Annotated in this window: 21 protein-coding genes; 12 read left to right on the top strand and 9 right to left on the bottom strand. The window is 66.3% G+C overall.

Annotated features, from left to right (window positions below; genetic code table 11):
- Window positions 1-16: 16 nt before the first annotated feature.
- The gene (locus DFS13_RS13465) at window positions 17-1,282 is read right to left on the bottom strand and encodes an RsmB/NOP family class I SAM-dependent RNA methyltransferase (RefSeq protein ID WP_006488956.1); all 1,266 of its coding nucleotides are present in this window, start codon (window positions 1,280-1,282) and stop codon (window positions 17-19) included.
- Window positions 1,279-1,941, bottom strand: coding sequence for a phosphoribosylglycinamide formyltransferase (purN, locus tag DFS13_RS13460; RefSeq protein WP_006496140.1), 663 nt, complete (start codon window positions 1,939-1,941; stop codon window positions 1,279-1,281). The genes DFS13_RS13465 and purN overlap by 4 nt, the downstream gene beginning before the upstream one ends.
- Before the next feature lie 123 nt (window positions 1,942-2,064).
- On the opposite strand from purN, the gene DFS13_RS13455 reads away from it, so the two are divergent.
- The 5 genes from DFS13_RS13455 (at window position 2,065) to dut (ending at window position 8,283) form a co-directional block, all read left to right on the top strand.
- On the top strand, window positions 2,065-3,057 hold the full coding sequence (locus DFS13_RS13455; RefSeq protein ID WP_006488971.1) for a bifunctional riboflavin kinase/FAD synthetase: 993 nt from the start codon (window positions 2,065-2,067) through the stop codon (window positions 3,055-3,057).
- Between the two features lie 104 nt (window positions 3,058-3,161).
- Window positions 3,162-5,999 carry an isoleucine--tRNA ligase gene (gene ileS / locus DFS13_RS13450; RefSeq protein WP_111441807.1) on the top strand — a complete coding sequence of 946 codons (2,838 nt, stop codon included), beginning with the start codon at window positions 3,162-3,164 and terminating at the stop codon, window positions 5,997-5,999.
- A gap of 2 nt (window positions 6,000-6,001) precedes the next feature.
- Complete coding sequence (gene lspA, locus DFS13_RS13445; protein WP_006488949.1) at window positions 6,002-6,502, top strand: signal peptidase II; 501 nt, start codon at window positions 6,002-6,004, stop codon at window positions 6,500-6,502.
- Window positions 6,503-6,569: 67 nt separating this feature from the next.
- The gene (gene coaBC / locus DFS13_RS13440) at window positions 6,570-7,781 is read left to right on the top strand and encodes a bifunctional phosphopantothenoylcysteine decarboxylase/phosphopantothenate--cysteine ligase CoaBC (protein WP_048984467.1); all 1,212 of its coding nucleotides are present in this window, start codon (window positions 6,570-6,572) and stop codon (window positions 7,779-7,781) included.
- Window positions 7,782-7,836: 55 nt separating this feature from the next.
- Window positions 7,837-8,283: a dUTP diphosphatase gene (gene dut, locus DFS13_RS13435; RefSeq protein ID WP_006488961.1), complete on the top strand. Its 447-nt coding sequence runs from the start codon at window positions 7,837-7,839 to the stop codon at window positions 8,281-8,283.
- Window positions 8,284-8,344: 61 nt separating this feature from the next.
- On the opposite strand, the gene DFS13_RS13430 is transcribed toward dut, so the two are convergent.
- From DFS13_RS13430 to clpS, 4 genes are all read right to left on the bottom strand, one after another.
- Window positions 8,345-9,115 carry a membrane protein gene (locus DFS13_RS13430; RefSeq protein ID WP_048984465.1) on the bottom strand — a complete coding sequence of 257 codons (771 nt, stop codon included), beginning with the start codon at window positions 9,113-9,115 and terminating at the stop codon, window positions 8,345-8,347.
- 134 nt (window positions 9,116-9,249) lie between these two features.
- Complete coding sequence (locus DFS13_RS13425; protein ID WP_006488957.1) at window positions 9,250-10,629, bottom strand: amino acid permease; 1,380 nt, start codon at window positions 10,627-10,629, stop codon at window positions 9,250-9,252.
- A 103-nt stretch (window positions 10,630-10,732) separates the two neighbouring features.
- A complete protein-coding gene (gene clpA, locus DFS13_RS13420) occupies window positions 10,733-13,033 on the bottom strand; it encodes an ATP-dependent Clp protease ATP-binding subunit ClpA (protein WP_006496143.1) in 2,301 nt (766 codons plus the stop codon).
- A complete protein-coding gene (gene clpS / locus DFS13_RS13415; protein WP_006398529.1) occupies window positions 13,030-13,344 on the bottom strand; it encodes an ATP-dependent Clp protease adapter ClpS in 315 nt (104 codons plus the stop codon). Before clpS ends, clpA begins: the two co-directional genes overlap by 4 nt.
- A gap of 289 nt (window positions 13,345-13,633) precedes the next feature.
- Between clpS and DFS13_RS40305 the strand changes: the two genes are divergently transcribed.
- Both DFS13_RS40305 and DFS13_RS13405 read left to right on the top strand, forming a co-directional pair.
- Window positions 13,634-13,801 (top strand): hypothetical protein, encoded by a 168-nt coding sequence (locus DFS13_RS40305; protein WP_153260047.1) that lies wholly within the window; start codon window positions 13,634-13,636, stop codon window positions 13,799-13,801.
- Between the two features lie 88 nt (window positions 13,802-13,889).
- Window positions 13,890-14,093: a cold-shock protein gene (locus DFS13_RS13405; protein ID WP_006488945.1), complete on the top strand. Its 204-nt coding sequence runs from the start codon at window positions 13,890-13,892 to the stop codon at window positions 14,091-14,093.
- Between the two features lie 181 nt (window positions 14,094-14,274).
- On the opposite strand, the gene DFS13_RS13400 is transcribed toward DFS13_RS13405, so the two are convergent.
- Window positions 14,275-15,873 carry a multicopper oxidase family protein gene (locus DFS13_RS13400; RefSeq protein WP_111441806.1) on the bottom strand — a complete coding sequence of 533 codons (1,599 nt, stop codon included), beginning with the start codon at window positions 15,871-15,873 and terminating at the stop codon, window positions 14,275-14,277.
- A gap of 588 nt (window positions 15,874-16,461) precedes the next feature.
- Between DFS13_RS13400 and DFS13_RS13395 the strand changes: the two genes are divergently transcribed.
- Complete coding sequence (locus DFS13_RS13395) at window positions 16,462-16,686, top strand: hypothetical protein (protein WP_006490888.1); 225 nt, start codon at window positions 16,462-16,464, stop codon at window positions 16,684-16,686.
- A 123-nt stretch (window positions 16,687-16,809) separates the two neighbouring features.
- Here the strand turns inward: DFS13_RS13395 and DFS13_RS13390 are convergent, their stop codons facing one another.
- Together DFS13_RS13390 and icd are read right to left on the bottom strand one after the other, a co-directional pair.
- The gene (locus DFS13_RS13390) at window positions 16,810-19,038 is read right to left on the bottom strand and encodes an NADP-dependent isocitrate dehydrogenase (RefSeq protein WP_048984425.1); all 2,229 of its coding nucleotides are present in this window, start codon (window positions 19,036-19,038) and stop codon (window positions 16,810-16,812) included.
- A gap of 282 nt (window positions 19,039-19,320) precedes the next feature.
- Window positions 19,321-20,577, bottom strand: coding sequence for an NADP-dependent isocitrate dehydrogenase (icd, locus tag DFS13_RS13385; RefSeq protein WP_006478026.1), 1,257 nt, complete (start codon window positions 20,575-20,577; stop codon window positions 19,321-19,323).
- Here icd and DFS13_RS40300 point away from each other — a divergent pair.
- The 4 genes from DFS13_RS40300 (at window position 20,576) to DFS13_RS13370 (ending at window position 22,591) form a co-directional block, all read left to right on the top strand.
- A complete protein-coding gene (locus DFS13_RS40300) occupies window positions 20,576-20,788 on the top strand; it encodes a hypothetical protein (RefSeq protein WP_034178370.1) in 213 nt (70 codons plus the stop codon). The genes icd and DFS13_RS40300 overlap by 2 nt on opposite strands.
- Before the next feature lie 66 nt (window positions 20,789-20,854).
- Window positions 20,855-21,433 (top strand): pseudouridine synthase, encoded by a 579-nt coding sequence (locus DFS13_RS13380; RefSeq protein WP_006490892.1) that lies wholly within the window; start codon window positions 20,855-20,857, stop codon window positions 21,431-21,433.
- A gap of 281 nt (window positions 21,434-21,714) precedes the next feature.
- Window positions 21,715-21,930: a hypothetical protein gene (locus DFS13_RS13375; RefSeq protein ID WP_011352970.1), complete on the top strand. Its 216-nt coding sequence runs from the start codon at window positions 21,715-21,717 to the stop codon at window positions 21,928-21,930.
- A gap of 160 nt (window positions 21,931-22,090) precedes the next feature.
- A complete protein-coding gene (locus tag DFS13_RS13370) occupies window positions 22,091-22,591 on the top strand; it encodes a DUF192 domain-containing protein (RefSeq protein WP_006490889.1) in 501 nt (166 codons plus the stop codon).
- Window positions 22,592-22,708: the final 117 nt, after the last annotated feature.

Genomic DNA, 22,708 nt, shown 5'->3' with positions numbered 1-22,708 from the left:
TCCGTCCGGGCGGTCGTTACTGCGCCGCGCGGCGCTCGAGCACCGCGGCGAAGAAGCCGTCGGTCGCGTGACGGTGCGGCCACAGCGACAGATAGTCGCCCGTCTCGAGCTCGATGCGCTGGTCGGCCAGCACCTTCTGCGCCGGCACCAGCACGAAGTCCGGATGGTCGGCCAGGAACTGTTCGACGATGCGCTCGTTCTCGGCATCCAGCACGCTGCAGGTCGCGTAGACGAGCCGGCCGCCCTTCTTCACGAGCCGCGCGGCGCTCGCGAGGATCGACGCCTGCTTCGGCGTCAGCTCGTCGATCGCGGTGCGCGTCTGGCGCCATTTGAGGTCCGGATTGCGACGCAGCGTGCCGAGGCCGCTGCACGGCGCGTCGACCAGCACGCGGTCGATCTTGCCGGCGAGGCGCTTGATCTTCGCGTCGTGCTCGCTGTCGATCAGCACCGGGTTCACGTTCGACAGCCCGCTGCGTGCGAGGCGCGGCTTCAGCTTCGCGAGACGCTTCTCCGACACGTCGAACGCATAGAGGCGCCCGGTCGAGCGCATCATCGCGCCGAGGGCGAGCGTCTTGCCGCCCGCGCCCGCGCAGAAATCGACGACCATCTCGCCGCGGCGCGGCGCGACCAGCGAGCACAGCAGCTGGCTGCCTTCGTCCTGGACCTCGATCGCGCCCTCCTCGAACAACTTGAGGCGCGTCAGCGCCGGCTTGCCGACCACGCGCACGCCGAACGGCGCGAACGGCGTCGCGCCCGCATCGATGCCGCTCACGCGCAGCGCTTCGATCACCTGGTCGCGGCTTGCCTTCTGCGCGTTGGCACGCAGGTCGAGCGGCGCCGGGTAGTTCAGCGCGGCGGCGAGCTGCGCGAGCTCCTCGGCATCGAAACGCTCCGACAGCGCCTGGTGAATCCAGTCGGGCAGGTTGGTGCGAATGCGCACCGGCAGGCTCGCCGGATCGATCTTCGACACGTGCTCGAGCCACGCGGACTCGGTGTCGGACAGGAACGGCTTCAGCGCATTGCGGCCGACCGTCTGCATCAGGCCGAGCAGCGTGAGGCGTCGCGCAGGCGTGCCGGTGCCGCTCTCGGCCAGGTGCGAAAACTCCATCTTCCGGCGCAGCACCGCGAACACGGCCTCGGCGATCACGCCGCGCTCCGCATGCCCGAGCTTCGGGTGCGCGCGGAAGAACCGGCTCGTCGTCGCGTCGGCGGGGCCGGCGAACTTCAGCACCTCGGCCAGCAAAGTCTCGGTCTGGCCGATCAGGAATCCGTGCAGCTTCATACGCCCTCACTCGTTTCGGTTTGCGGTTGGTCCGCGAAAATCCAGCGCGCCTCTTCGGGCGCCACCACTGCGCGGCCGTTCTCGAGGCGCAACCGCCCGTCGACGAACCAGCGCACCGCACGCGGATACAGCACGTGCTCGACCGCCAGCACGCGCTGCGCGAGCGCGGCCGCGTCGTCGCCGGCGCGCACGGGCACCGCGCCCTGCGCGACGATCGCCCCGCTGTCCAGCTCGGGAATCACGAAATGCACGCTCGCGCCATGCAGCGCGACCCCGGCGTCGAGCGCCTGCTGGTGCGTGTGGATGCCCTTGAAGCTCGGCAGCAGCGACGGATGGATGTTCAGCAGCCGGCCCTCGTATCGTCTGACGAATGCGGGCGTGAGGATGCGCATGAAGCCGGCGAGGACGACGAGATCGGGCGAGAAGCGGTCGATCTCGGCGGCGAGCGCCGCGTCGAAGCTGTCGCGGCCGTCGAACGACCGGTGGTCGACCACCGCCGTCGCCACCCCGTGCGACGCGGCAAAAGCCAGTCCGGCCGCATCGGGCCGGTTGGCGATCACGGCGGCAATCTCGGCCGGCCAGCGTTCCTGCGCGCACGCGCGGACGATGGCCTCCATGTTGCTGCCGCGACCGGAAATCAGGATCACGAGTTTTTTCATCCGCGAATTTTACCATTCGCCCCCGCGTTTCCCGCCTTCTCGGCCGCCGGCCCGCCCGAACGTTTATAATCTTCTGCTTTGCGGCATCCCACCGCCCATTCCCCCGACGCTGCATCCGCTATCGTGAAAGTCTTCCGCGGCCTGCCCAACGCCGAGAGCCGCGCCCCGTGCGCGCTGACGATCGGCAACTTCGACGGTGTCCATCGCGGCCACCAGGCCCTGCTCGCGCGCGTGCGCGCGGCAGCGGACGCGCGCGGCCTGCCCGTGTGCGTGATGACGTTCGAGCCGCACCCGCGCGAATTCTTCAATCCGGCCGGCGCGCCGCCGCGCATCGCGATGCTGCGCGACAAGCTCGAAGCGCTGCGCGATCACGGTGTCGACCGCGTCGTCGTCGAGCACTTCAACCACACCTTCGCGAGCCAGTCGCCGCAGGCGTTCGTCGAGCGCACGCTGGTGAACGGGCTGCATACGCGCTGGATGATGGTCGGCGACGATTTCTGTTACGGCGCGAAGCGCGCGGGCACCTTCGACACGCTGAAGGCGGCCGGCGAGCAGCACGGCTTCGAGGTCGAGCAGATGGGCACGGTGGCCGGCAGCGACGGCACGCGCATTTCCAGCTCCGGCGTGCGCGCGGCGCTCGCCGCGGGCGATCTCGACGCGGCCGCTCAGGCGCTCGGCCACGGCTACGCGATCAGCGGCCACGTCGCGCACGGGCTGAAGCTCGGCCGCGATCTCGGCTTCCCGACGCTGAACCTGCCGATCGCGCACAAGCGGCCGGCGCTCGCGGGCATCTTCGTCGTGCAGGTGCACGGCCTCGGCCCCGAGCCGCTGCCGGGCGTCGCGAGCCTCGGGCTGCGCCCGACCGTCGACGATTCGGGCCGCGTGCTGCTCGAAGTTCACCTGCTCGACTGGCACGGCGATGCGTACGGCAAGCTGATCCGTGTCGAATTCCTGAAGAAGCTGCGCGACGAGGCGAAGTTCGACGATCTCGAGGCGCTGTCGCGCGCGATCGCGCTGGACGTCGCGAATGCGCGCGCGTACTTCATCGAACGCGACCGTGCGCCGGGCAGCCGCGCGACGGGCTTCGCGACGTCGGCTACCGACCGAATTAGCTGATCCGGACGGCGGCGCGCGGGCGCCGCCCCCCTCGCGCCGCCCTCTCGCGCGCATCCCCGATTCACGACGCCCGAGCGTCCCCCGATTGAGATAGCGATCCCATCATGAGCAACAAGAAAGCCGATTCGAAACCGCAGGCCAAGTATCCGGTCAACCTGCTCGACACGCCGTTCCCGATGCGTGGCGACCTGCCCAAGCGCGAGCCGCAGTGGGTCAAGGAGTGGGAAGAGCGCGGCATCTACGACAAGATCCGCGCGGCCAGCCAGGGCCGGCCGAAGTTCATCCTGCACGACGGCCCGCCGTATGCGAACGGCGACATCCACCTCGGCCACGCGGTCAACAAGATCCTGAAGGACATCGTCGTCAAGTCGCGCAACATGGCCGGCTTCGACGCGCCGTACGTGCCCGGTTGGGATTGCCACGGGATGCCGATCGAGATCCAGATCGAGAAGCAGTTCGGCAAGTCGCTGCCGGCGGCCGAGGTGATGAGCAAGGCGCGCGCGTACGCGACCGAGCAGATCGAGAAGCAGAAGGTCGGCTTCAAGCGCCTCGGCGTGCTCGGCGACTGGGCGAATCCGTACAAGACGATGAACTTCGTGAACGAGGCGGAAGAAATCCGCGCGCTCGGCAAGATCATCGAGAAGGGCTACGTGTACCGCGGGCTGAAGCCGGTGAACTGGTGCTTCGACTGCGGCTCGGCGCTCGCGGAAGCGGAAGTCGAGTACAAGGACCGCACCGATCCGACGATCGACGTGATGTTCGCGTTCGCGGAACCGGAAAAGACCGCGCAGGCGTTCGGCCTGCCGGCGCTGCCGCGCGCCGACGGCGGGATCGTGATCTGGACCACCACGCCGTGGACGATTCCCGCCAACCAGGCGCTGAACCTCCATCCGGAAATCGTCTACGCGCTGGTCGACACCGAGCGCGGGCTGCTGATCATCGCGGAAGAGCGCGTCGAAGCCTGCATGAGCGACTTCAAGCTGACGGGCCGCATCATCGCGACCACACCCGGCGTGAAGCTCGCGAACCTGCGCTTCCACCACCCGCTCGCATCGGCCCACCCCGGCTACAAGCGCACCGCGCCCGTCTACCTCGGCGACTACGTGACGACCGACACCGGTACCGGCGTCGTGCACTCGTCGCCCGCGTACGGTATCGAGGACTTCATGTCGTGCAAGGCGCACGGGATGACCGATTCCGACTTCATCAACCCGGTGATGGGCGACGGCCGCTATATCGAATCGCTGCCGCTGTTCGGCGGCCTGTCGATCTGGGATGCGAACCCGAAGATCGTCGACGCGCTGAAGGCGGCCGGCTCGCTGCTGCGCAGCGAGAAGTACACGCACAGCTACATGCACTGCTGGCGCCACAAGACGCCGATCATCTACCGCGCGACGTCGCAATGGTTCGCCGGCATGGACGTGACGCCGCGAGACGGCGGCAAGACGCTGCGCGAAACGGCGCTCGAAGGCGTCGACGCGACCGCGTTCTACCCGTCGTGGGGCAAGCAGCGCCTGTTCAGCATGATCGCGAACCGTCCGGACTGGACGCTGTCGCGCCAGCGCCAGTGGGGCGTGCCGATGGCGTTCTTCGTGCACAAGGAAACCGGCGAGCTGCACCCGCGCACGCTCGAGCTGCTCGAGGAAGTCGCGAAGCGCGTCGAGCAGTCGGGTATCGAGGCGTGGCAATCGCTCGACCCGCGCGAGCTGATCGGCGACGACGCGAACCTGTACGAAAAGAACCGCGACACACTCGACGTGTGGTTCGACTCGGGCACGACGCACTGGCACGTGCTGCGCGGCTCGCACAAGGATCAGCTGCAGTTCCCGGCCGACTTGTACCTCGAAGGCTCGGACCAGCATCGCGGCTGGTTCCACTCGTCGCTGCTGACGGCCTCGATGATCGATGGCCGCGCGCCGTACAAGGGCCTGCTCACGCACGGCTTCACGGTCGACGGCGAAGGCCGCAAGATGAGCAAGTCGCTCGGCAACGGCATCGACCCGCATGAAGTCGCGAACCGCCTCGGCGCGGAAATCATCCGCCTGTGGATCGCGTCGACCGACTACTCGGGCGAGCTCGCGATTTCCGAGGAAATCCTGAAGCGCGTGACCGAAGGCTATCGCCGCATCCGCAACACGCTGCGCTTCCTGCTCGCGAACCTGTCGGACTTCGACTTCGCGCAGCACGCGGTGCCGGTCGACGAATGGCTCGAGATCGACCGCTATGCGGTCGCGTTCTCGCAGCAACTGCAGACGGAACTGCTCGGCCACTACGAGAAGTACGAATTCCACCCGGTCGTCGCGAAGCTGCAGACGTACTGCTCGGAAGACCTCGGCGGCTTCTACCTCGACGTGCTGAAGGATCGCCTGTACACGAGCGCCGCCGATTCGCGCGCGCGCCGCTCCGCGCAGACCGCGCTGTACCACCTGACGCACGGCTTGCTGCGCGTGCTCGCGCCGTTCCTGTCGTTCACGGCGGAAGAAGCGTGGAAGGTGTTCCAGCCGGCGAGCGACACGATCTTCACGGAGACCTACTATGCGTATCCGGAAGTCGCCGGCTCGGCCGCGCTGATCGACAAGTGGGCGCTGCTGCGCGACGTGCGCGGCAACGTGACGAAGGCGCTCGAGGAAGCGCGCACCGCGAACCGCATCGGTTCGTCGCTGCAGGCCGAAGTCACCGTCCATGCGAGCGGCGCGCGCTACGACGCGCTGACGAGCCTCGGCGACGACCTGAAGTTCGTGCTGATCACGTCGGCCGCGACGGTCGTCAAGGTCGACGACGAAGCGCAGGAAAGCGTCGACGTGGCCGCGTCGAAGTACCAGAAGTGCGAGCGCTGCTGGCACTACCGCGAAGATGTCGGCGCGCACGCCGAGCATCCGACGCTGTGCGGCCGCTGCTTCTCGAACCTGTTTGAAAACGGCGAAATCCGGAGCGCTGCGTAAATATGGCGAAGACCCTGTCGAAACCGGCCAGCGGCGCGCTCGCGCCCTGGCTCGGCATTTCGCTGATCGTGATCCTGTTCGACCAGCTGTCGAAGATCGCGATCCTGAAAACGTTCGCGTACGGCGCGCAGCATGCGCTGACGTCGTTCTTCAACCTCGTGCTGGTGTACAACCGCGGCGCCGCGTTCGGCTTCCTGTCGACCGCGAGCGGCTGGCAGCGCTGGGCGTTCACCGCGCTCGGCGTCGGCGCGACGCTCGTGATCTGCTTCCTGCTGAAGCGCCACGGCCACCAGCGGCTGTTCAGCGTGTCGCTCGCGCTGATCCTCGGCGGCGCGCTCGGCAACGTGATCGACCGGCTGGTCTACGGTCACGTGATCGACTTCCTCGATTTCCATCTCGGCGCGTGGCACTTCCCGGCGTTCAACCTTGCCGATTCCGCGATCACGATCGGCGCGGTGCTGCTGATCTACGACGAGCTGCGGCGCGTGCGCGGTTCGCGCTGAGCGCGCATACTCCGTGTCGACGGCCGGCTTCGCGCCGGCCGTTCCGTTTGACCCCAGGAGGCCTGAGTTGGCACACGCAGAACTCGCAGGAAAACACCTCGTTCTCGGCCTGACGGGCGGCATCGCCTGCTACAAGATCGCCGAGCTCACGCGGCTGCTCGTGAAGGCCGGCGCGACCGTGCAGGTCGCGATGACCGACGCCGCCACCCAGTTCATCACGCCCGTCACGATGCAGGCGCTGTCGGGCCGGCCCGTCTATACGAGCCAGTGGGACGCGCGCATCGACAACAACATGGCGCACATCGACCTGTCGCGCGAAGCCGACGCGATCGTGATCGCGCCCGCGTCGACGGATTTCCTCGCGAAGCTCGCGCACGGGTTCGCGGACGATCTGCTGTCGACGCTGTGCGTCGCGCGCGACTGTCCGCTGCTGGTCGTCCCCGCGATGAACCGCCAGATGTGGCAGAACCCGGCCACGCAACGCAACGCCGCGCAACTGCGCGCGGACGGCGTGTCGGTGCTCGGCCCGGATTCGGGCGCGCAGGCGTGCGGCGAAGTCGGCGACGGCCGCATGCTCGAGCCCGAGGCGATCTATGAGGCGATCGTCGCGCACTTCGCGCCGAAGGTGCTCGCGCACCGGCGCGTGCTGATCACGGCCGGCCCGACGTTCGAACCGCTCGATCCGGTGCGCGGCCTGACGAACCGCTCCAGCGGCAAGATGGGTTTCGCGCTCGCGCGCGCCGCGCAACAGGCCGGCGCCGACGTCCATCTGGTCGCCGGGCCGGTCGCGCTCGACACGCCGTGGGGCGTGTACCGCCAGGACGTGCAGACCGCGCAGCAGATGTACGACGCGGTGATGCATGCGGTCGCCGATGCCGACATCTTCATCGCGGTGGCCGCGGTCGCCGACTGGCGCGTCGACCAGCCGGCCGAGCAGAAGATGAAGAAGACGGCCGACCGCAAGATGCCGGCGCTCGCGTTCGTCGAGAATCCCGACATCCTCGCGTCGGTCGCGGCGCTGCCCGATGCGCCGTTCTGCGTCGGCTTCGCGGCCGAAAGCGGCGACCTCGACGTGCACGGCGACGAGAAGCGCAAGCGCAAGAACGTGCCGCTGCTCGTGGGCAACCTCGGCCCGCTGACGTTCGGCCGCGACGACAACGAAGTCGTGCTGTTCGAGGCCGCCGGCCTCACGCGCCTGCCCCGCGCGCCCAAAGACGAACTCGCGCATGCGCTCGTCGCGGAAATCGCGAAGCGCCTGCCCGACAACCGCCTGATCTGATCACCCGCGCGGCGGCGCGTGCCGCTGCGCCCTTCCCGACCGATTCGACGACCGCATGAAACTCGACCTGAAGATCCTCGACGCGCGCATGCGCGACTACCTGCCCGCCTACGCGACCACCGGCAGCGCGGGCCTCGACCTGCGCGCGTGCCTCGACGCACCGGTCACGCTGCAGCCGGGCGAGACCACGCTCGTGCCGACGGGCCTCGCGATCCACCTTGCGGACCCCGGCTATGCGGCGCTGATCCTGCCGCGCTCGGGCCTCGGCCACAAGCACGGGATCGTGCTCGGCAACCTCGTCGGCCTGATCGACTCCGACTACCAGGGCCAGTTGATGGTCTCGACATGGAACCGCGGTCAGACCGAGTTCGTGCTGAACCCGTTCGAACGCCTCGCGCAGCTCGTGATCGTGCCGGTCGTGCAGGCGCAGTTCAATATCGTCGACGAATTCACCGAGAGCGATCGCGGCGAAGGCGGCTTCGGCAGCACCGGCCGCCACTGAACCTGAGCCACGCAGCACGAAAAAAGGGGCCTCGCGGCCCCTTTTCTTTGGCACGCACCCGTCACTTGCCGGCTGGTTGCGCGATCCGCGCGGGCACCGGTTCGCGACGCCGCGCCTGCGTGATGCTCGCATAGGCGACCATCGCGACCAGCACGCCCGACAGCACCACCGACGAGCCGACCGTGCCGAGCGCGAGGCCGCCCTTCGCGACCGGCTTCGTCAGCAGGTCGCCGACCGTCGCGCCGAACGGCCGCGTGAGCACGAACGCGGCCCAGAACAGCAGCACGCCGGAGAGGTGCGTGAAGTAGTGCGCGAGCACGATCGCCGCGAGCAGGCCGCCGATCAGCAATGCGCCGCCGCCGAAGCCGAGCCCCGAGCTGTCCGCGAGGAAGTCGCCGAGCGCGGTACCGAGCGTGTTTGAGAACAGGATCGCGATCCAGTAGAGCAGCTCGACCTTGCGTGTACGGATCCGGTCGACCGACAGCGATTCGCCGCTGACGCGCCAGACCGCGAAGATCGCCAGCAGGATCGCGACGAGGATCGACGAGCCGGCCGCATAGCCGAGGCCGAGCGTGCGATCCATGAAATCGGACATCGTCGTGCCGGCCGTGCTCGTCGCGACGATCACCGCCCAGTAGATCGCCGGGCGATAGCGCGTCGTCCTGAGCTGGGCGCCCAGCGTCACGAGAAAGAAACCGAACAGCAGGATCGAGCTGACCGCGTAGCCGACGTTCAGCGTCATCGACAGCAGATCGCCGCCGGTCTCGCCGAGCGTCGTCGCACAGATCTTCATGATCCAGAACGCGAGCGTGATTTCGGGAAGTTTGTTCATTCGAACCCCTTTTTGCAGGAAGCGGCGTGCCGGTGCGGACCGGCACGCATTGCAGACAGGATCGAATGTAGTCGCCGCTCGCTTAACGGAACCTTAGCGACTGGAGAACGGCGTGGGCGGCCGCCCCGGCGCGGTCAGCGCGCGTGCTGGTGCCGGTAATGCAGTGCGTAGGCGAGCGTCAGCAGCACGACGAACACGACGCCGACCACCATCGTCATCCGGAATTCGCGCGTGAAGGCGGTCGTCAGCAGGATCGCCGCGACGAGCCCCGCGCCGAGCAGGCTGCCGAACGGGTGCCCCCACATCCGGAATGCGAGTGCGGGGCCGCGATACTGCGAGCGGAACCGCAAGTGCGTGACGAAGATCATCAGCCACGTGAACAGCGCGCCGAACATCGCGATCGCCATCATCACGGTGAACGCGGTGTCGGGCGCCACCGCGACCAGCACGGCCGCCACCGCGACGCCGCTCGTCGAGATCCACAGCGCCGCGCGCGGCACGCCGTTCGCGCCGAGCCGGCCGAACACTGCGGGCGCGAGGCGCGCGCGCGACAGGCTGAACATCATCCGCGTCGTCACGTAGAGCTGGCTGTTCATCGCCGACAGCGCCGCGATCAGCAGCACGAAATTGATCACGCCGGCCGCATACGGCACGTGCGTCGCGGCCATCACCTTCACGAACGGGCTTTCGTCGGTGCCGGCCTGCGTCCACGGGACGATCGCGAGCATCAGCGACAGCGTCAGCAGGTAGAACAGCACGAGCCGGAACACGGTCGAGCGGAATGCGCGCGTGACCGCGTGCTGCGGATCGCGCGCTTCGCCGGCCGCGATCGCGACGGCTTCGATGCTCATGTAGCTGAAGATCGCGACGATCACCGCGACCCAGGTGCCCCACGGTCCCTTCGGCATGAAGCCGCCGTGCGCGGTGTAGTTCGCGAAACCGATGCCCGACGCGGCCGGCGCCGCCCACACGAGATAGGCGCCGAGCACGATGAACACGACGATCGCCGCGATCTTCAGCAGCGAGAACGCGTATTCGACCGTGCCGTACAGCGTGACGCTCGCGAGGTTCACCGCGATCAGCAGCGCGGAGAAGCCGATCACCCAGTACCAGCCGGGCACCGCCGGGAACCAGTACTTCATGAACACGGCGATCGCGCTGATCTCGGTGCCGATCGCGAACACGACCGCGAACCAGTACGCATAGCGCACCAGGAAGCCCGCGAGCGGGCCGACGTAATGCTCGGCATACGCGCCGAACGAGCCGGCCGTCGGATGCGCGACGGTCATTTCCGCGAGCGCGCCCATCAGCAGCAGCGCGATCAGCGCGCCGATCGCATAGGAAACCAGCACGCTCGGGCCGGCGAGCCCGATCGCGAACCCGCTGCCGAGGAACAGCCCCGTGCCGATCGCGCCGCCGATCGCGATCATCGCCATCTGCCCCGACGTCAGCGCGTGGCGCAACCCTTGTTCGCGCGCGACGATAGCGTCGAACGACCGTTGTTGTTGTGTCACTGCGTTACCACTCCCCTGCACCACCATCGCGCCGCCGGCGCCGGATAAAACGAAACGGCGCGGAGACCTTCCCGCGCCGTTCGCATGAACAACGAATTATCGCTTACTCGACTTCGACCGTCTCTTCGTTCGGCTTGTGCGGCGGATTCGCCAGCTTGTCGAACGACAACTGCACCTTGTCGCTTTCGTCGACGTCGACCGTCACGTGGCCGCCGTTGAGGAGCTTGCCGAACAGCAGTTCGTCGGCCAGCGCACGCCGGATCGTGTCCTGGATCAGCCGCTGCATCGGCCGCGCGCCCATCAGCGGGTCGAAGCCGTGCTTCGCGAGATGCTTGCGCAACGCGTCGGTGAAGAGCGCGTCGACCTTCTTCTCGTGCAGCTGTTCCTCGAGCTGGATCAGGAACTTGTCGACCACGCGCATGATGATCTCCTCATCGAGCGAGCGGAAGCTGATGATCGCATCCAGGCGGTTGCGGAACTCCGGCGTGAACAGGCGCTTGATGTCGGTCATCTCGTCGCCCGTTTCGCGGCGCGTCGTGAAACCGATCGTCGCCTTCTGCATCGACTCGGCGCCCGCGTTCGTCGTCATGATGATGATGACGTTGCGGAAATCCGCCTTGCGGCCGTTGTTGTCCGTCAGCGTGCCGTGGTCCATCACCTGCAGCAGCACGTTGAAGATGTCCGGATGCGCCTTCTCGATTTCGTCGAGCAGCAGCACGCAATGCGGCTTCTTCGTGACGGCTTCGGTCAGCAGGCCGCCCTGGTCGAACCCGACGTAGCCCGGCGGCGCGCCGATCAACCGGCTCACCGCGTGACGCTCCATGTATTCCGACATGTCGAAGCGGATCAGCTCGATGCCGAGCGTGAACGCGAGCTGGCGCGCCACTTCGGTCTTGCCGACGCCCGTCGGGCCGGAGAACAGGAACGCGCCGATCGGCTTGTCCATCTTGCCGAGACCCGCACGCGCCATCTTGATCGAGGCCGCGAGCGCGTCGATCGCCGGATCCTGGCCGAACACGACGCTCTTCAGGTCGCGGTCGAGCGTCTGCAGCTTGCTGCGATCGTCCTGCGACACGCTTTGCGCCGGCACGCGCGCGATCTTCGAGATGATTTCCTCGATCTCGCTCTTGCCGATCGTCTTCTTCTGCTTCGACTTCGGCAGGATGCGCTGCGCGGCGCCCGCCTCGTCGATCACGTCGATCGCCTTGTCCGGCAGGTGACGGTCGGTGATGAAGCGTGCCGACAGCTCGGCCGCGGCCGACAGGGCGCCCGACGAATACTTGACGCCGTGATGCTCCTCGAAGCGCGACTTCAGCCCGCGCAGGATCGCGACCGTCTGCTCGACGCTCGGCTCCGTCACGTCGACCTTCTGGAAGCGCCGCGACAGCGCCGCATCCTTTTCGAAGATGCCGCGATATTCGGTGAACGTCGTCGCGCCGATGCACTTGAGCGTGCCCGACGACAACGCCGGCTTCAGCAGGTTCGACGCATCGAGCGTGCCGCCCGACGCGGCGCCCGCGCCGATCAGCGTATGGATTTCGTCGATGAACAGGATCGCGTGCGGGCGCTCCTTCAGCTCTTTGAGCACCGTCTTCAGGCGCTGCTCGAAATCGCCGCGATACTTGGTGCCCGCGAGCAGCGCGCCCATGTCGAGCGAGTACACCTGCGCGTTCGCGAGGATGTCCGGCACTTCGCCGCGCGTGATCCGATACGCGAGCCCTTCGGCGATCGCGGTCTTGCCGACGCCGGCTTCGCCGACGAGCAGCGGGTTGTTCTTGCGGCGACGGCACAGCACCTGCACGACGCGCTCGACCTCGGGCTCGCGACCGATCAGCGGATCGATGCGGCCGTCCTTCGCCATCTGGTTCAGGTTCTGCGTGAACTGCGCGAGCGGCGTTTCCTTCTGCGCATTCGCGTCTTCGCTTTCCGCGTTCGCGTCGGTCGACTTCGCGGCTTCGCCGTTGTTCGTCTTCGCGATGCCGTGCGAAATGAAGTTCACCACGTCGAGGCGCGTGACGCCCTGCTGCTGCAGGTAGTACACGGCGTGCGAATCCTTCTCGCCGAAGATCGCGACCAGCACGTTCGCGCCGGTGACTTCCTTCTTGCCGTTCGACGTCGACTGGACGTGCATGATCGCGCGCTGGATCACACGCTGGAAACCGAGCGTCGGCTGGGTATCGACATCGTCGGTGCCCGGGACGGTAGGTGTGTTGTCGTGGATGAAATTGCGCAGGTTCTGACGCAGGTCCTCGATGTTGGCCGCGCACGCGCGCAACACCTCGGCTGCCGTCGGATTATCCAGCAGGGCCAGCAGCAGATGCTCGACCGTAATGAACTCATGGCGCGCCTGACGTGCTTCCATGAACGCCATGTGCAGGCTGACTTCCAATTCCTGGGCAATCATGCTTCCTCCATCACGCACTGCAGCGGATGCCCTGCCTGCCGCGCATGGGTAACGACTTGCTCAACCTTGGTCGACGCGATGTCCCGCGTATAGACCCCACAAACCCCTCGCCCTTCGCGATGGACCTTCAGCATGATCTGCGTGGCCGTCTCGCGATCCTTCTTGAAATACTCCTGGACCACCATCACGACGAACTCCATCGGCGTGAAGTCGTCGTTGAGCAGCACCACCTTGTACATCGAAGGCGGCTTGAGCTTCTGCTGCTTGCGTTCCAGGACGGTACTGTCCTGCTTGTCCGGGATAATCGCCATACACCCATTCTAAACAACTCGGACAGGCCCGCAATCCTGCCATTACCCGACCGACCGGCCGGCGCCCTCCCCGGTATCCCGGAACACGCGCTCGTCTTCGCGCCATACGAAAGCCGGCTGCGGTGCCGGCTTTCACGCATGGCGCGGAACACGAACCGTCAGGGGGAATCGCACCGGAACGTCGTGTCCGCATCCAGTATCCCACAAGCCGGGACGACTCGAACGCGTGTCACTCGAGCCTGGTATATGAGCCGATTATGCGGCTTTTCAAGCCCCCGCGCTTGGCCGCATGCTGCAAAGCAAAGCCGGAAAAACCCTGAAAATGGGTTCTTTACAACGACCCTCTAAACGTCTAAAAATTCCACTTGACACTCCAATAAAGAGCGCCAACAATCAAGCTGGCACTTTTTTCAATTTGCCGGTTGGCGAAACGAAAGAGGCCGAGGTGAGCTTGTGAGGGGGGAACGGCTGCATTTTCCGGTCGTTTAGCTTTTCGAGCGTGCTCGTGGTAAGTAGCAGCGACTGTGTGACAGGGGAAGTAGGAAATGGCAACTGGTATCGTTAAGTGGTTCAACGACGCGAAGGGCTTCGGTTTCATCACTCCCGATGAGGGCGGTGAGGATCTGTTTGCGCACTTCTCGGCTATCACCATGAATGGCTTCAAGACGCTGAAGGAAGGCCAGAAGGTGAGCTTTGACGTCGTCCAAGGGCCGAAGGGCAAGCAAGCGTCGAACATCCAGGCCGTATAAGGCATCGGATATCTGACGAAGAAACCCGGCGCATTTGCGCCGGGTTTCTTTTTTTGTGGCCGGCCAATCGATAATCGATTGGCCGGCCTTTTCGTTCAATCCCGATAATTGAACACGCATTGTCTTGTCACGCATGCAGATCGGATATCGAATCCGCACGTGAAACAGTTTCGCGGCTTCGTTACACGACCTTCAGCGTCCCCATCATCCCGAGATCCTCGTGTTCGAGAATGTGGCAGTGAAACATGCGCTCGCCGGGCATGTCTTGGGTGACCAGAATCGACACGGTTTCACCGCTGCGCACGTTCACGGTATCGCGCCACGCGCGGAACGGTTCGCTCGTGCGCGAACCGGCCGACGCCCGCTCGATCACCTGGAACTGCGTGCCGTGCAGATGGAACGGATGGTCCATGTCCGTCGTATTGCGGATCTCCCAGCGCTCGACGTCGCCGCGCCGGCTCGTCAGCGTCGCACGGTGCGGCGCGTAGGTGTCGCCGTTGATCGTGAAGCGCATGCCCGCCGGCCGGCCGTGCGCCGCGCCCTTCATCATCGCGTCCATGTCCATTTCCTCGCCGAACGCGACCGTCTTGTGCGCCACCGGTTCGCCCAGCGGCGCCACCGCGCGCAACGTGGCAGGCAGCGCGCGGGCCTCGGCGGGCGCGAACGCGACATCGGCCAGCGCCAGCGCCGGATCGGGCGGCAGGCTGCCGTGGCCTGCGTCGTGCGACATCGCCATCTTGCGGCGGTCGTACTCGGCCGCCTGCAGCACCGCGCGCGACGCGCGGTCGCCGGCACGCACCAGCAGTTCCGCGCGCTCGCCCGGCGCGATCAGCAGCGACGTCACGCGCCGCGGCGCGTCGAACAACCCGCCGTCGGTGCCCACGTGCTCGAACGCGCGGCCGTCGTCGAACGCGATGCGCAGGTAGCGCGCGCTGCACGCGTTCCAGACCCGCCAGCGTTCGTCACCCGCGACGTCGATGCGCGGCCGGCGCGCGCCGTTGACCAGCACGAACTGGCCTTCACGGCCGTTCATCCAGTCCATCATGTCGTTCGGCGCAATCGTGCCGTCGCGTGCAAGCTTCAGGTCCGACACGAACAAGTGGCGCTCGGGCCAGCCGGCAAGCGGATCGTCCGCGGCGCGCACGACGAACGGGCCCGCCAGCCCGCGGAACACCTGCTCGGCGGTCATCATGTGCGGATGCGGGTGGTACCAATAGGTACCGGCGCTGCCCTTCGGCAGCGTGAAGCGATACACGCGCGACCCGCCGGGCGCGACGGGATCGGACGGATTGCCGTCCTGGTCGGGCGGCACAGGCAGGCCGTGCCAGTGAATCGTCGACGGCTGCGGCAGCTTGTTGACGAACCTGATCTCGACCGTATCGCCCTCGCGCACGTCGATCAGCGGGCCGACGACGGGGCCTTGCGTGCCCGCGCCGAACCGCCAGAACAAGGTCGGCCGCGCGCCGCGCAGCAGCGGTCGCGCCACCGGTTGAGCAACCAGCGTGGCCCGGAACGTGCCGGGCTCGCGGCTTTCGTTGGCGAGCGTGCGCAACGTCGCGAGCGGCGCGCCGGCCGGCAGCGCGTCGGCGGCCGCCAGCACGGCCGGCGCGGGCTGGCCGTGCTGCGCGTGCGCCGACATCCCCGACATGCCTGCCATGTCGTCCATCGCATCCATGCCGGCCATGCCCGCGTGACCGGCATGCTGCGCCCACGCGGTGCGCGCGAACAGCGATGCGGCCGCGACGCCGATGGCACGCGACAGGAAAGTTCTCCGTCTCATCAATCGATCCTCGTTGTTCATGCAGCGCCGCGCGACAGCCGCGGCGGTCGCGTCATCATAACCGCAGGGCCGGATCGGAAAACGCCGTCGCCGGGCGGGCGGCGATACGCCGCAGCGAGCATCGCCACCGTGCCGGATGCGGCGCCACGCTTGGCATCGCCGAGCGGCGCCTCGCCAGCGGTCGCTCCTCGTCCGCCGTCCCCATGCGCGTTGCGCCCGCCCCCACGTTTCCACCCGCTGCATCGACGATCCGCAAACCCGTTGATTTTTCACGATGCGGAACAAGTCACTGCGTTATAAAAATTCGTGGTGCAGGGCACAAATTTCCCGTTTCGCGATGCCGAAAAACGTTCCGCAATACAAAACGATCGAAATAATTATTTGTTTTTAAAAGAGAATTTTTGTTTCGAGAAGCCGTTCTACATGCACCATCCGGGCGGGTCGCGGACGTAGACTTTGTTCCATGCACTGACGCTTCGCCACGACGGTCCGACACGGAACGCGGCGCAGGCAGCCAGTCGGGCCACCGCCGGCCGAGCCGGCAGGCGGCACAACAGAATCGCTCGTCATCAGAAAGGGAGAACGGAAATGAAGGGATTTCGCTTTGGTTCAGCGCTCGGGTCGTTCTATATCCTGCCGGGAAACGGCGGCTGGGAAGCGACGTTCGGCAACGCCCTGCTCGGCGCATTCTCGTGCCCCGAAGTGGCGGCCGACCACATCTCCCGCGGCGACTGCGAGCAACTGTCCGAACTCGACACTGCAACGCTCGAAGTGCCGCACGAAATCGCCGAATGGGAAATCGTTCACGTCTGAATGGCACGCCTGCAACGAAAAACGCCCCGGGCGACCGGGGCGTTTTCATTGGATGTCGGGCGGCGAACGGCTGACCGCGCCGCGTCGACACGCGCATCGGCTCGCGCGAGTGCGCGCCCGGCGTCAGGCGACCGCGTCGACGATGCCGTTCAGCGTCGCGCTCGGGCGCATGGCCTGGCTCGTCAGGTCGACGTTCGGACGGTAGTAGCCGCCGATCGCCTGCGGCTTGCCCTGCGCGGCCGCCAGTTCCTCCAGGATGCGCGCTTCGTTGTCGGACAGCGCCTTCGCCACGCCCTCGAACTGCGCCTTCAGCGCGGCGTCCTCGGTCTGCTCGGCCAATGCCTGCGCCCAGTACAGGCACAGGTAGAAGTGGCTGCCGCGGTTGTCGAGGCCGCCGACCTTGCGCGCCGGCGACTTGTTCTCGTCCAGGAACTTGCCGGTTGCCTGGTCGAGCGTCTTCGCGAGCACGAGCGCCTTCGGGTTCTGGTACGCGTTGCCGAGGTGCTCGAGCGACGCGGCCAGCGCGAGGAATTCGCCGAGCGAATCCCAGCGCAGGAAGCCTTCCTCGACGAACTGCTGCACGTGCTTCGGCGCGGAGCCGCCCGCCCCCGTTTCGAACATCCCGCCGCCGGCCATCAGCGGCACGATCGACAGCATCTTCGCGCTGGTGCCGAGTTCCATGATCGGGAACAGGTCGGTCAGGTAATCGCGCAGCACGTTGCCGGTGACCGAGATCGTGTCCTTGCCCGCGCGGATGCGCTCGAGCGAGAAACGCGTGGCGTCGACCGGCGTCATGATCCGGATGTCGAGGCCGTTCGTGTCGTGATCCTTCAGGTAGCGTTCGACCTTCGCGATGATCTGCGCATCGTGCGCGCGCGCCGGATCGAGCCAGAACACGGCCGGGGCGCCGGTCGCGCGGGCGCGGTTGACCGCGAGCTTGACCCAGTCCTGCACCGGTGCGTCCTTCGTCTGGCACATGCGCCAGATGTCGCCCGCCTCGACCGCGTGCTCGAGCAGCACGTTGCCGGCTTCGTCGGTGACGCGCACGACGCCGTCCGCCGGGATCTGGAACGTCTTGTCGTGCGAACCGTATTCTTCGGCCGCCTGCGCCATCAGGCCGACGTTCGGCACGCTGCCCATCGTGACCGGATCGAACGCGCCGTGCTGCTTGCAGTCCTCGATCACGGCCTGGTACACGCCTGCGTAGCAGCGGTCCGGAATCACGGCCTTCGCGTCGTACAGTTGACCGTCCGGGCCCCACATGCCGCCCGAATCGCGGATCATCGCCGGCATCGATGCATCGACGATCACGTCGCTCGGCACGTGCAGGTTCGTGATGCCCTTGTCCGAGTTGACCATCGCGAGGCGCGGGCGCACCGCGTACTCGGCCTTGACGTCGGCCTCGATCGCTTCGCGCGTGTCGGCCGGCAGGTCCTTCAGGCGCGCGTACAGGTCGCCGATCCCGTTGTTCGGATTGAAGCCGGCCTTCGCCAGCACGTCCGCGTGCTTCGTGAGCGCGTCGCGGTAGAACACCGACACGAAGTGACCGAACAGGATCGGGTCCGAGACCTTCATCATGGTCGCCTTCAGGTGCACCGAGAACAGCACGTCCTGCGCCTTCGCGTCGGCGATCTGCGCTTCGATGAAGCTGCGCAGCGCGTTGCGGCTCATCACCGATGCGTCGATCACTTCACCGGCCTTCACGGCCGTCTTTTCCTTCAGCACCTTCTTCGCGCCGTCGGTCGTCGTGAGTTCGATCTTCACGCTGCCGGCCTCGGCGATCAGCGCCGACTTCTCGCTGCCGTAGAAGTCGCCTTCGCTCATGTGCGCGACGTGGGCCTTCGACGTGGACTTCCACGCGCCCATCTTGTGCGGATGCTTGCGTGCGTAGTTCTTGACCGACAGCGGCGCGCGGCGGTCGGAGTTGCCTTCGCGCAGCACCGGGTTCACCGCGCTGCCCTTGATCTTGTCGTAGCGCGCCTTGACGGCCTTCTCTTCGTCCGTCGACGGATCTTCCGGATAGGCCGGCAGCGCGTAACCCTGCGCCTGCAATTCGGCGATCGCGGCCTTCAGCTGCGGCACCGATGCGCTGATGTTCGGCAGCTTGATGATGTTCGCTTCCGGCTTCAGCGTGAGCTGGCCCAGCTCGGCCAGATCGTCGGAACCCTTCTGCTCCGACGGCAGGACGTCTGCGAATGCCGCGATGATGCGGCCGGCGAGCGAGATGTCGCGCGTTTCGACGGCGACGCCGGACGAACGCGTGAAGGCCTTGACGATCGGCAGCAGCGAATAGGTCGCGAGCGCCGGCGCTTCGTCGGTGAGGGTGTAGATGATCTTGGGCGAAGTGGACATGGTGGTCAAAGCATTGCTACGTAATGGTGGGACTGAAGAGCGCCGGCGGTAACCGGCGGGGAGCGACCGGGTCGATCGCGAAAGGGGCGCGCCGGCTCAGCCGGGCGGAGGTGTTGCGAGGGCCGTCATGTTCTACCTTGCAGGGCATGCGGGCCGCATCGCGGCGCCGCGGCCCGCATGCCGGACCGCCCTGCCAACAAACCTGCCATCCACGAAACGCTCCGGCGCCGGCAGTCAGCGCCGGGGCGGCCGGCAACGTGCCGGCCCACCCCGGAAGGGGTCTTACATGTTCTCGATCAGCACTTCGCCGAAGCCGGAGCACGACACCTGCGTCGCGCCTTCCATCAGGCGCGCGAAGTCGTACGTGACGCGCTTCTGCAGGATCGACTTCTCCATCGCGGCGATGATCGTGTCGGCTGCTTCCGTCCAGCCGAGGTGGCGCAGCATCATTTCCGCCGACAGGATCTCGGAACCCGGGTTCACGTAATCCTTGCCCGCGTACTTCGGCGCCGTGCCGTGCGTCGCCTCGAACATCGCGACCGAATCCGACAGGTTCGCGCCCGGCGCGATCCCGATGCCGCCGACCTGCGCGGCCAGCGCATCGGAGATGTAGTCGCCGTTCAGGTTCAGCGTCGCGATCACGTCGTATTCGGCCGGGCGCAGCAGGATCTGCTGCAGGAACGCGTCGGCGATCGAATCCTTGATCACGATCTCGTTACCCGTCTTCGGGTTCTTCACGCGCATCCACGGGCCGCCGTCGATCAGCTCGCCGCCGAATTCCTTCTGCGCGAGCGCGTAGCCGGCGTCACGGAACAGGCCTTCCGTGAACTTCATGATGTTGCCCTTGTGCACCAGCGTGACCGACTTGCGATCGTTGTCGATCGCGTACTGGATCGCCTTGCGCACGAGCCGCTCGGTGCCTTCCGTCGACACGGGCTTCACGCCGATCCCGGAGGTCTCCGGGAAACGGATCTTCTTCACGCCCATCTCGTCCTGCAGGAACTTGATCACCTTCTTCGCCTGCTCGGAGCCCGCGGCCCATTCGATGCCCGCGTAGATGTCTTCCGAGTTCTCGCGGAAGATCACCATGTCGATCTTCTGCGGTTCGCGCACCGGCGACGGCACGCCCTTGAAGTACTGGACGGGGCGCAGGCACACGTAGAGATCGAGCTCTTGGCGCAGCGCGACGTTCAGCGAACGGATGCCGCCGCCGACCGGGGTCGTGAGCGGCCCCTTGATCGACACCACGTATTCCTTCAGGACCTGCAGCGTTTCGTCCGGCAGCCACACGTCCGGACCGTACACCTTGGTCGCCTTCTCGCCCGCGAAGATCTCCATCCAGTGGATCTTGCGCTTGCCCTTGTACGCGTGCGCGACCGCCGCGTCGACGACCTTGATCATGACCGGCGTGATATCGAAGCCCGTACCGTCGCCTTCGATATAGGGAATGATCGGCTGATCGGAAACGTTGAGCGAGAAGTCCTTGTTGACGGTGATCTTGTCACCGCCCTCCGGAACCTTGATGTGCTGATACGGCATGATCGACTCCAGTGACGTGGCTGAGCAGGTGATGCTGGTCGAAGCTGCGCGCGCGGCGGGGGCGCGGCATGGCCACCCCGTGACGGCAACAGCGAGCCGCTATTCTAGCGCCCCAACCGGGCACTTCGGCGTGAACCGCGGCACTGCGTATCAAGACCTCACTTATGTCTTATATAAGACAGAGGACTTGCCGTTCCGTATTATGCATTAAGATTCCGCCATTTGCCATAGACCGCCCGCTCCCGCCTCCCGCGGTGCGCCGGGCGGGCGCCCTGCCATGAACCTCATCGCCCTCAACAAGCCGTTCGGCACGATTTGCCAGTTTTCCGCGCACGAGACGCGGCCCTCGCTCGGCGACTGGGTCAAAACGCCCGGCGTGTACGCAGCCGGCCGGCTCGACGCGGACAGCGAGGGGCTGCTGCTGCTCACCGACGACGGCGCGCTGCAGGCGCGCATCGCGGAGCCGCGCCACAAACTGGTGAAGCGCTACTGGGCGCAGGTCGACGGCGCACCCGGGCCGGCCGACCTGAAGGCGCTCGCCCGCGGCGTCGACCTCGGCGACTACGTGACCCGCCCGTGCCGCGCCGAATTCATCGAGCCGCCCGACACGCTGTGGCCGCGCAACCCGCCGATCCGCTACCGCGCCGCGATTCCGACCACGTGGATCGAGCTGGCGATCACCGAGGGCAAGAACCGGCAGGTGCGCCGGATGACGGCGGCCGTCGGGTTTCCGACGTTGCGCCTCGTGCGCGTCGGCATCGGCGCACTCGATATATTCGCGCTCGGCATTGCGCCAGGCGAAACAATTGCCCTGCCGCCGCGCGCGCCATGGGACGGTTTCGCGCCCGCCGGATGACGCCTCCGGGACGCGCGAATTTTTCGTCATCTTTTTCGTCAACCGCCTGCGGAGATCGTGCGTTAAACCACGCAGATGCCAACCTTAGCTATCCGGCATTGGCAGCCGAACCCGTGTTTGCGTCACGAAAGCGACGTTTTATTCGAATACGATTCGGCGCCCGCAGCGCAAAGAGAAATTTCTCGAAGCGTCTGTCAACCGAAAGGTGGATGGCACCGTTAGACGACATGACTCCTATTGCCGGGTCATTTGGTTAATTAACTAAAGCTGAGGAACACAACATGAACAAACTGATCGCCGCTCTGGTCGCTGGCCTCTTCGCAACGGCTGCTTTCGCACAAGCTTCGGCTCCGGAAGCTGCTCCGGCAGCAGCAGAAGCTGCTTCGGCACCGGCTAAGCACGCTGCCAAGAAGCACCACGCTGCCAAGAAGCACCACAAGGCATCGAAGAAGGCTGCAGCAAGCGACGCAGCAGCACCGGCAGCTGCTTCGAACTAAGTAAGCAAGCTGTAATAACGCAGTCAAGAACACGCAGTCTTGCCGTTCTTACGGCGTTGAAAGGCAGATCACCGCAAGGCGATCTGCCTTTTTCTTTTTTGTGCCCGCCGGCGCGCATCGCGTACCATGCGGGTCTTGTTTTCCAGACAGGAGCCATGCTGTGCACTTCTCCCTGCGCCCGTCGCTCGGCCGCCTTGCGCGTGCCGCCGTGTTTCCCGCCGCGCTCGCCGTCCTCGCGCTCGGCATGCAGGCCGCCGGCGCGCAAGTGCCGCCCGGCGCCAAGCAGCCGAGCGAGTTCCCGCGCGTGAAGCTGCGCGCCGGCATGTACGTGATCGACGCGGCCGTCGCCGCGAACGACGCCGACCGCGAACAGGGGCTGATGTACCGTTCGCAGCTCGCGCCGAACGAAGGCATGCTGTTCGTCTTCAACGAGAACGCCGTGCACTGCTTCTGGATGAAGAACACGCTGATTCCGCTGTCGATCGCGTTCATCCGTGCCGACGGCACGATCACCGACATCGACGAGATGCGCGCGGAAACCACCGACAACCACTGCCCGCGCAACAACGGCGTCTATGCGCTCGAAATGAGCAAGGGCTGGTTCGCCGCGAAGGGCATCAAGCCCGGCATGAAGCTCGACGGCCTGCCGCGGGCCCAGTAACCGCCCCGGCGTGCGCGGCGGCACCGCGCCGCGCACCGACCGAAAGCCGGCCGCCCGTCATTTGTCGTCGGGCGCCGGTTTTTTTTCGCCCGCCGGCGGCGCCCGCCTTGATTCGGC

The organism is Burkholderia sp. 28_3 (assembly GCF_003253915.1).
Taxonomy (GTDB): domain Bacteria; phylum Pseudomonadota; class Gammaproteobacteria; order Burkholderiales; family Burkholderiaceae; genus Burkholderia; species Burkholderia cenocepacia.
Note: the sequence above shows the minus strand (reverse complement) of the source record. Positions and strands in the feature narration are given on the sequence as shown.

Bases quoted from the DNA above. Each gene is read 5' to 3' on its own strand.
- lspA (WP_006488949.1), top strand. From the start codon at position 6,002: ATGGCGAAGACCCTGTCGAAACCGGCCAGCGGCGCGCTCGCGCCCTGG.
- DFS13_RS13400 (WP_111441806.1), bottom strand. From the start codon at position 15,873: ATGAGACGGAGAACTTTCCTGTCGCGTGCCATCGGCGTCGCGGCCGCA.
- DFS13_RS13390 (WP_048984425.1), bottom strand. From the start codon at position 19,038: ATGTCCACTTCGCCCAAGATCATCTACACCCTCACCGACGAAGCGCCG.
- DFS13_RS40305 (WP_153260047.1), top strand. From the start codon at position 13,634: ATGCTGCAAAGCAAAGCCGGAAAAACCCTGAAAATGGGTTCTTTACAA.
- ileS (WP_111441807.1), top strand. From the start codon at position 3,162: ATGAGCAACAAGAAAGCCGATTCGAAACCGCAGGCCAAGTATCCGGTC.
- clpA (WP_006496143.1), bottom strand. From the start codon at position 13,033: ATGATTGCCCAGGAATTGGAAGTCAGCCTGCACATGGCGTTCATGGAA.
- DFS13_RS13465 (WP_006488956.1), bottom strand. From the start codon at position 1,282: ATGAAGCTGCACGGATTCCTGATCGGCCAGACCGAGACTTTGCTGGCC.
- clpS (WP_006398529.1), bottom strand. From the start codon at position 13,344: ATGGCGATTATCCCGGACAAGCAGGACAGTACCGTCCTGGAACGCAAG.
- DFS13_RS13375 (WP_011352970.1), top strand. From the start codon at position 21,715: ATGAACAAACTGATCGCCGCTCTGGTCGCTGGCCTCTTCGCAACGGCT.
- icd (WP_006478026.1), bottom strand. From the start codon at position 20,577: ATGCCGTATCAGCACATCAAGGTTCCGGAGGGCGGTGACAAGATCACC.
- DFS13_RS13430 (WP_048984465.1), bottom strand. From the start codon at position 9,115: ATGAACAAACTTCCCGAAATCACGCTCGCGTTCTGGATCATGAAGATC.
- DFS13_RS13380 (WP_006490892.1), top strand. From the start codon at position 20,855: ATGAACCTCATCGCCCTCAACAAGCCGTTCGGCACGATTTGCCAGTTT.
- dut (WP_006488961.1), top strand. From the start codon at position 7,837: ATGAAACTCGACCTGAAGATCCTCGACGCGCGCATGCGCGACTACCTG.
- DFS13_RS13405 (WP_006488945.1), top strand. From the start codon at position 13,890: ATGGCAACTGGTATCGTTAAGTGGTTCAACGACGCGAAGGGCTTCGGT.
- DFS13_RS40300 (WP_034178370.1), top strand. From the start codon at position 20,576: ATGATCGACTCCAGTGACGTGGCTGAGCAGGTGATGCTGGTCGAAGCT.
- DFS13_RS13395 (WP_006490888.1), top strand. From the start codon at position 16,462: ATGAAGGGATTTCGCTTTGGTTCAGCGCTCGGGTCGTTCTATATCCTG.
- purN (WP_006496140.1), bottom strand. From the start codon at position 1,941: ATGAAAAAACTCGTGATCCTGATTTCCGGTCGCGGCAGCAACATGGAG.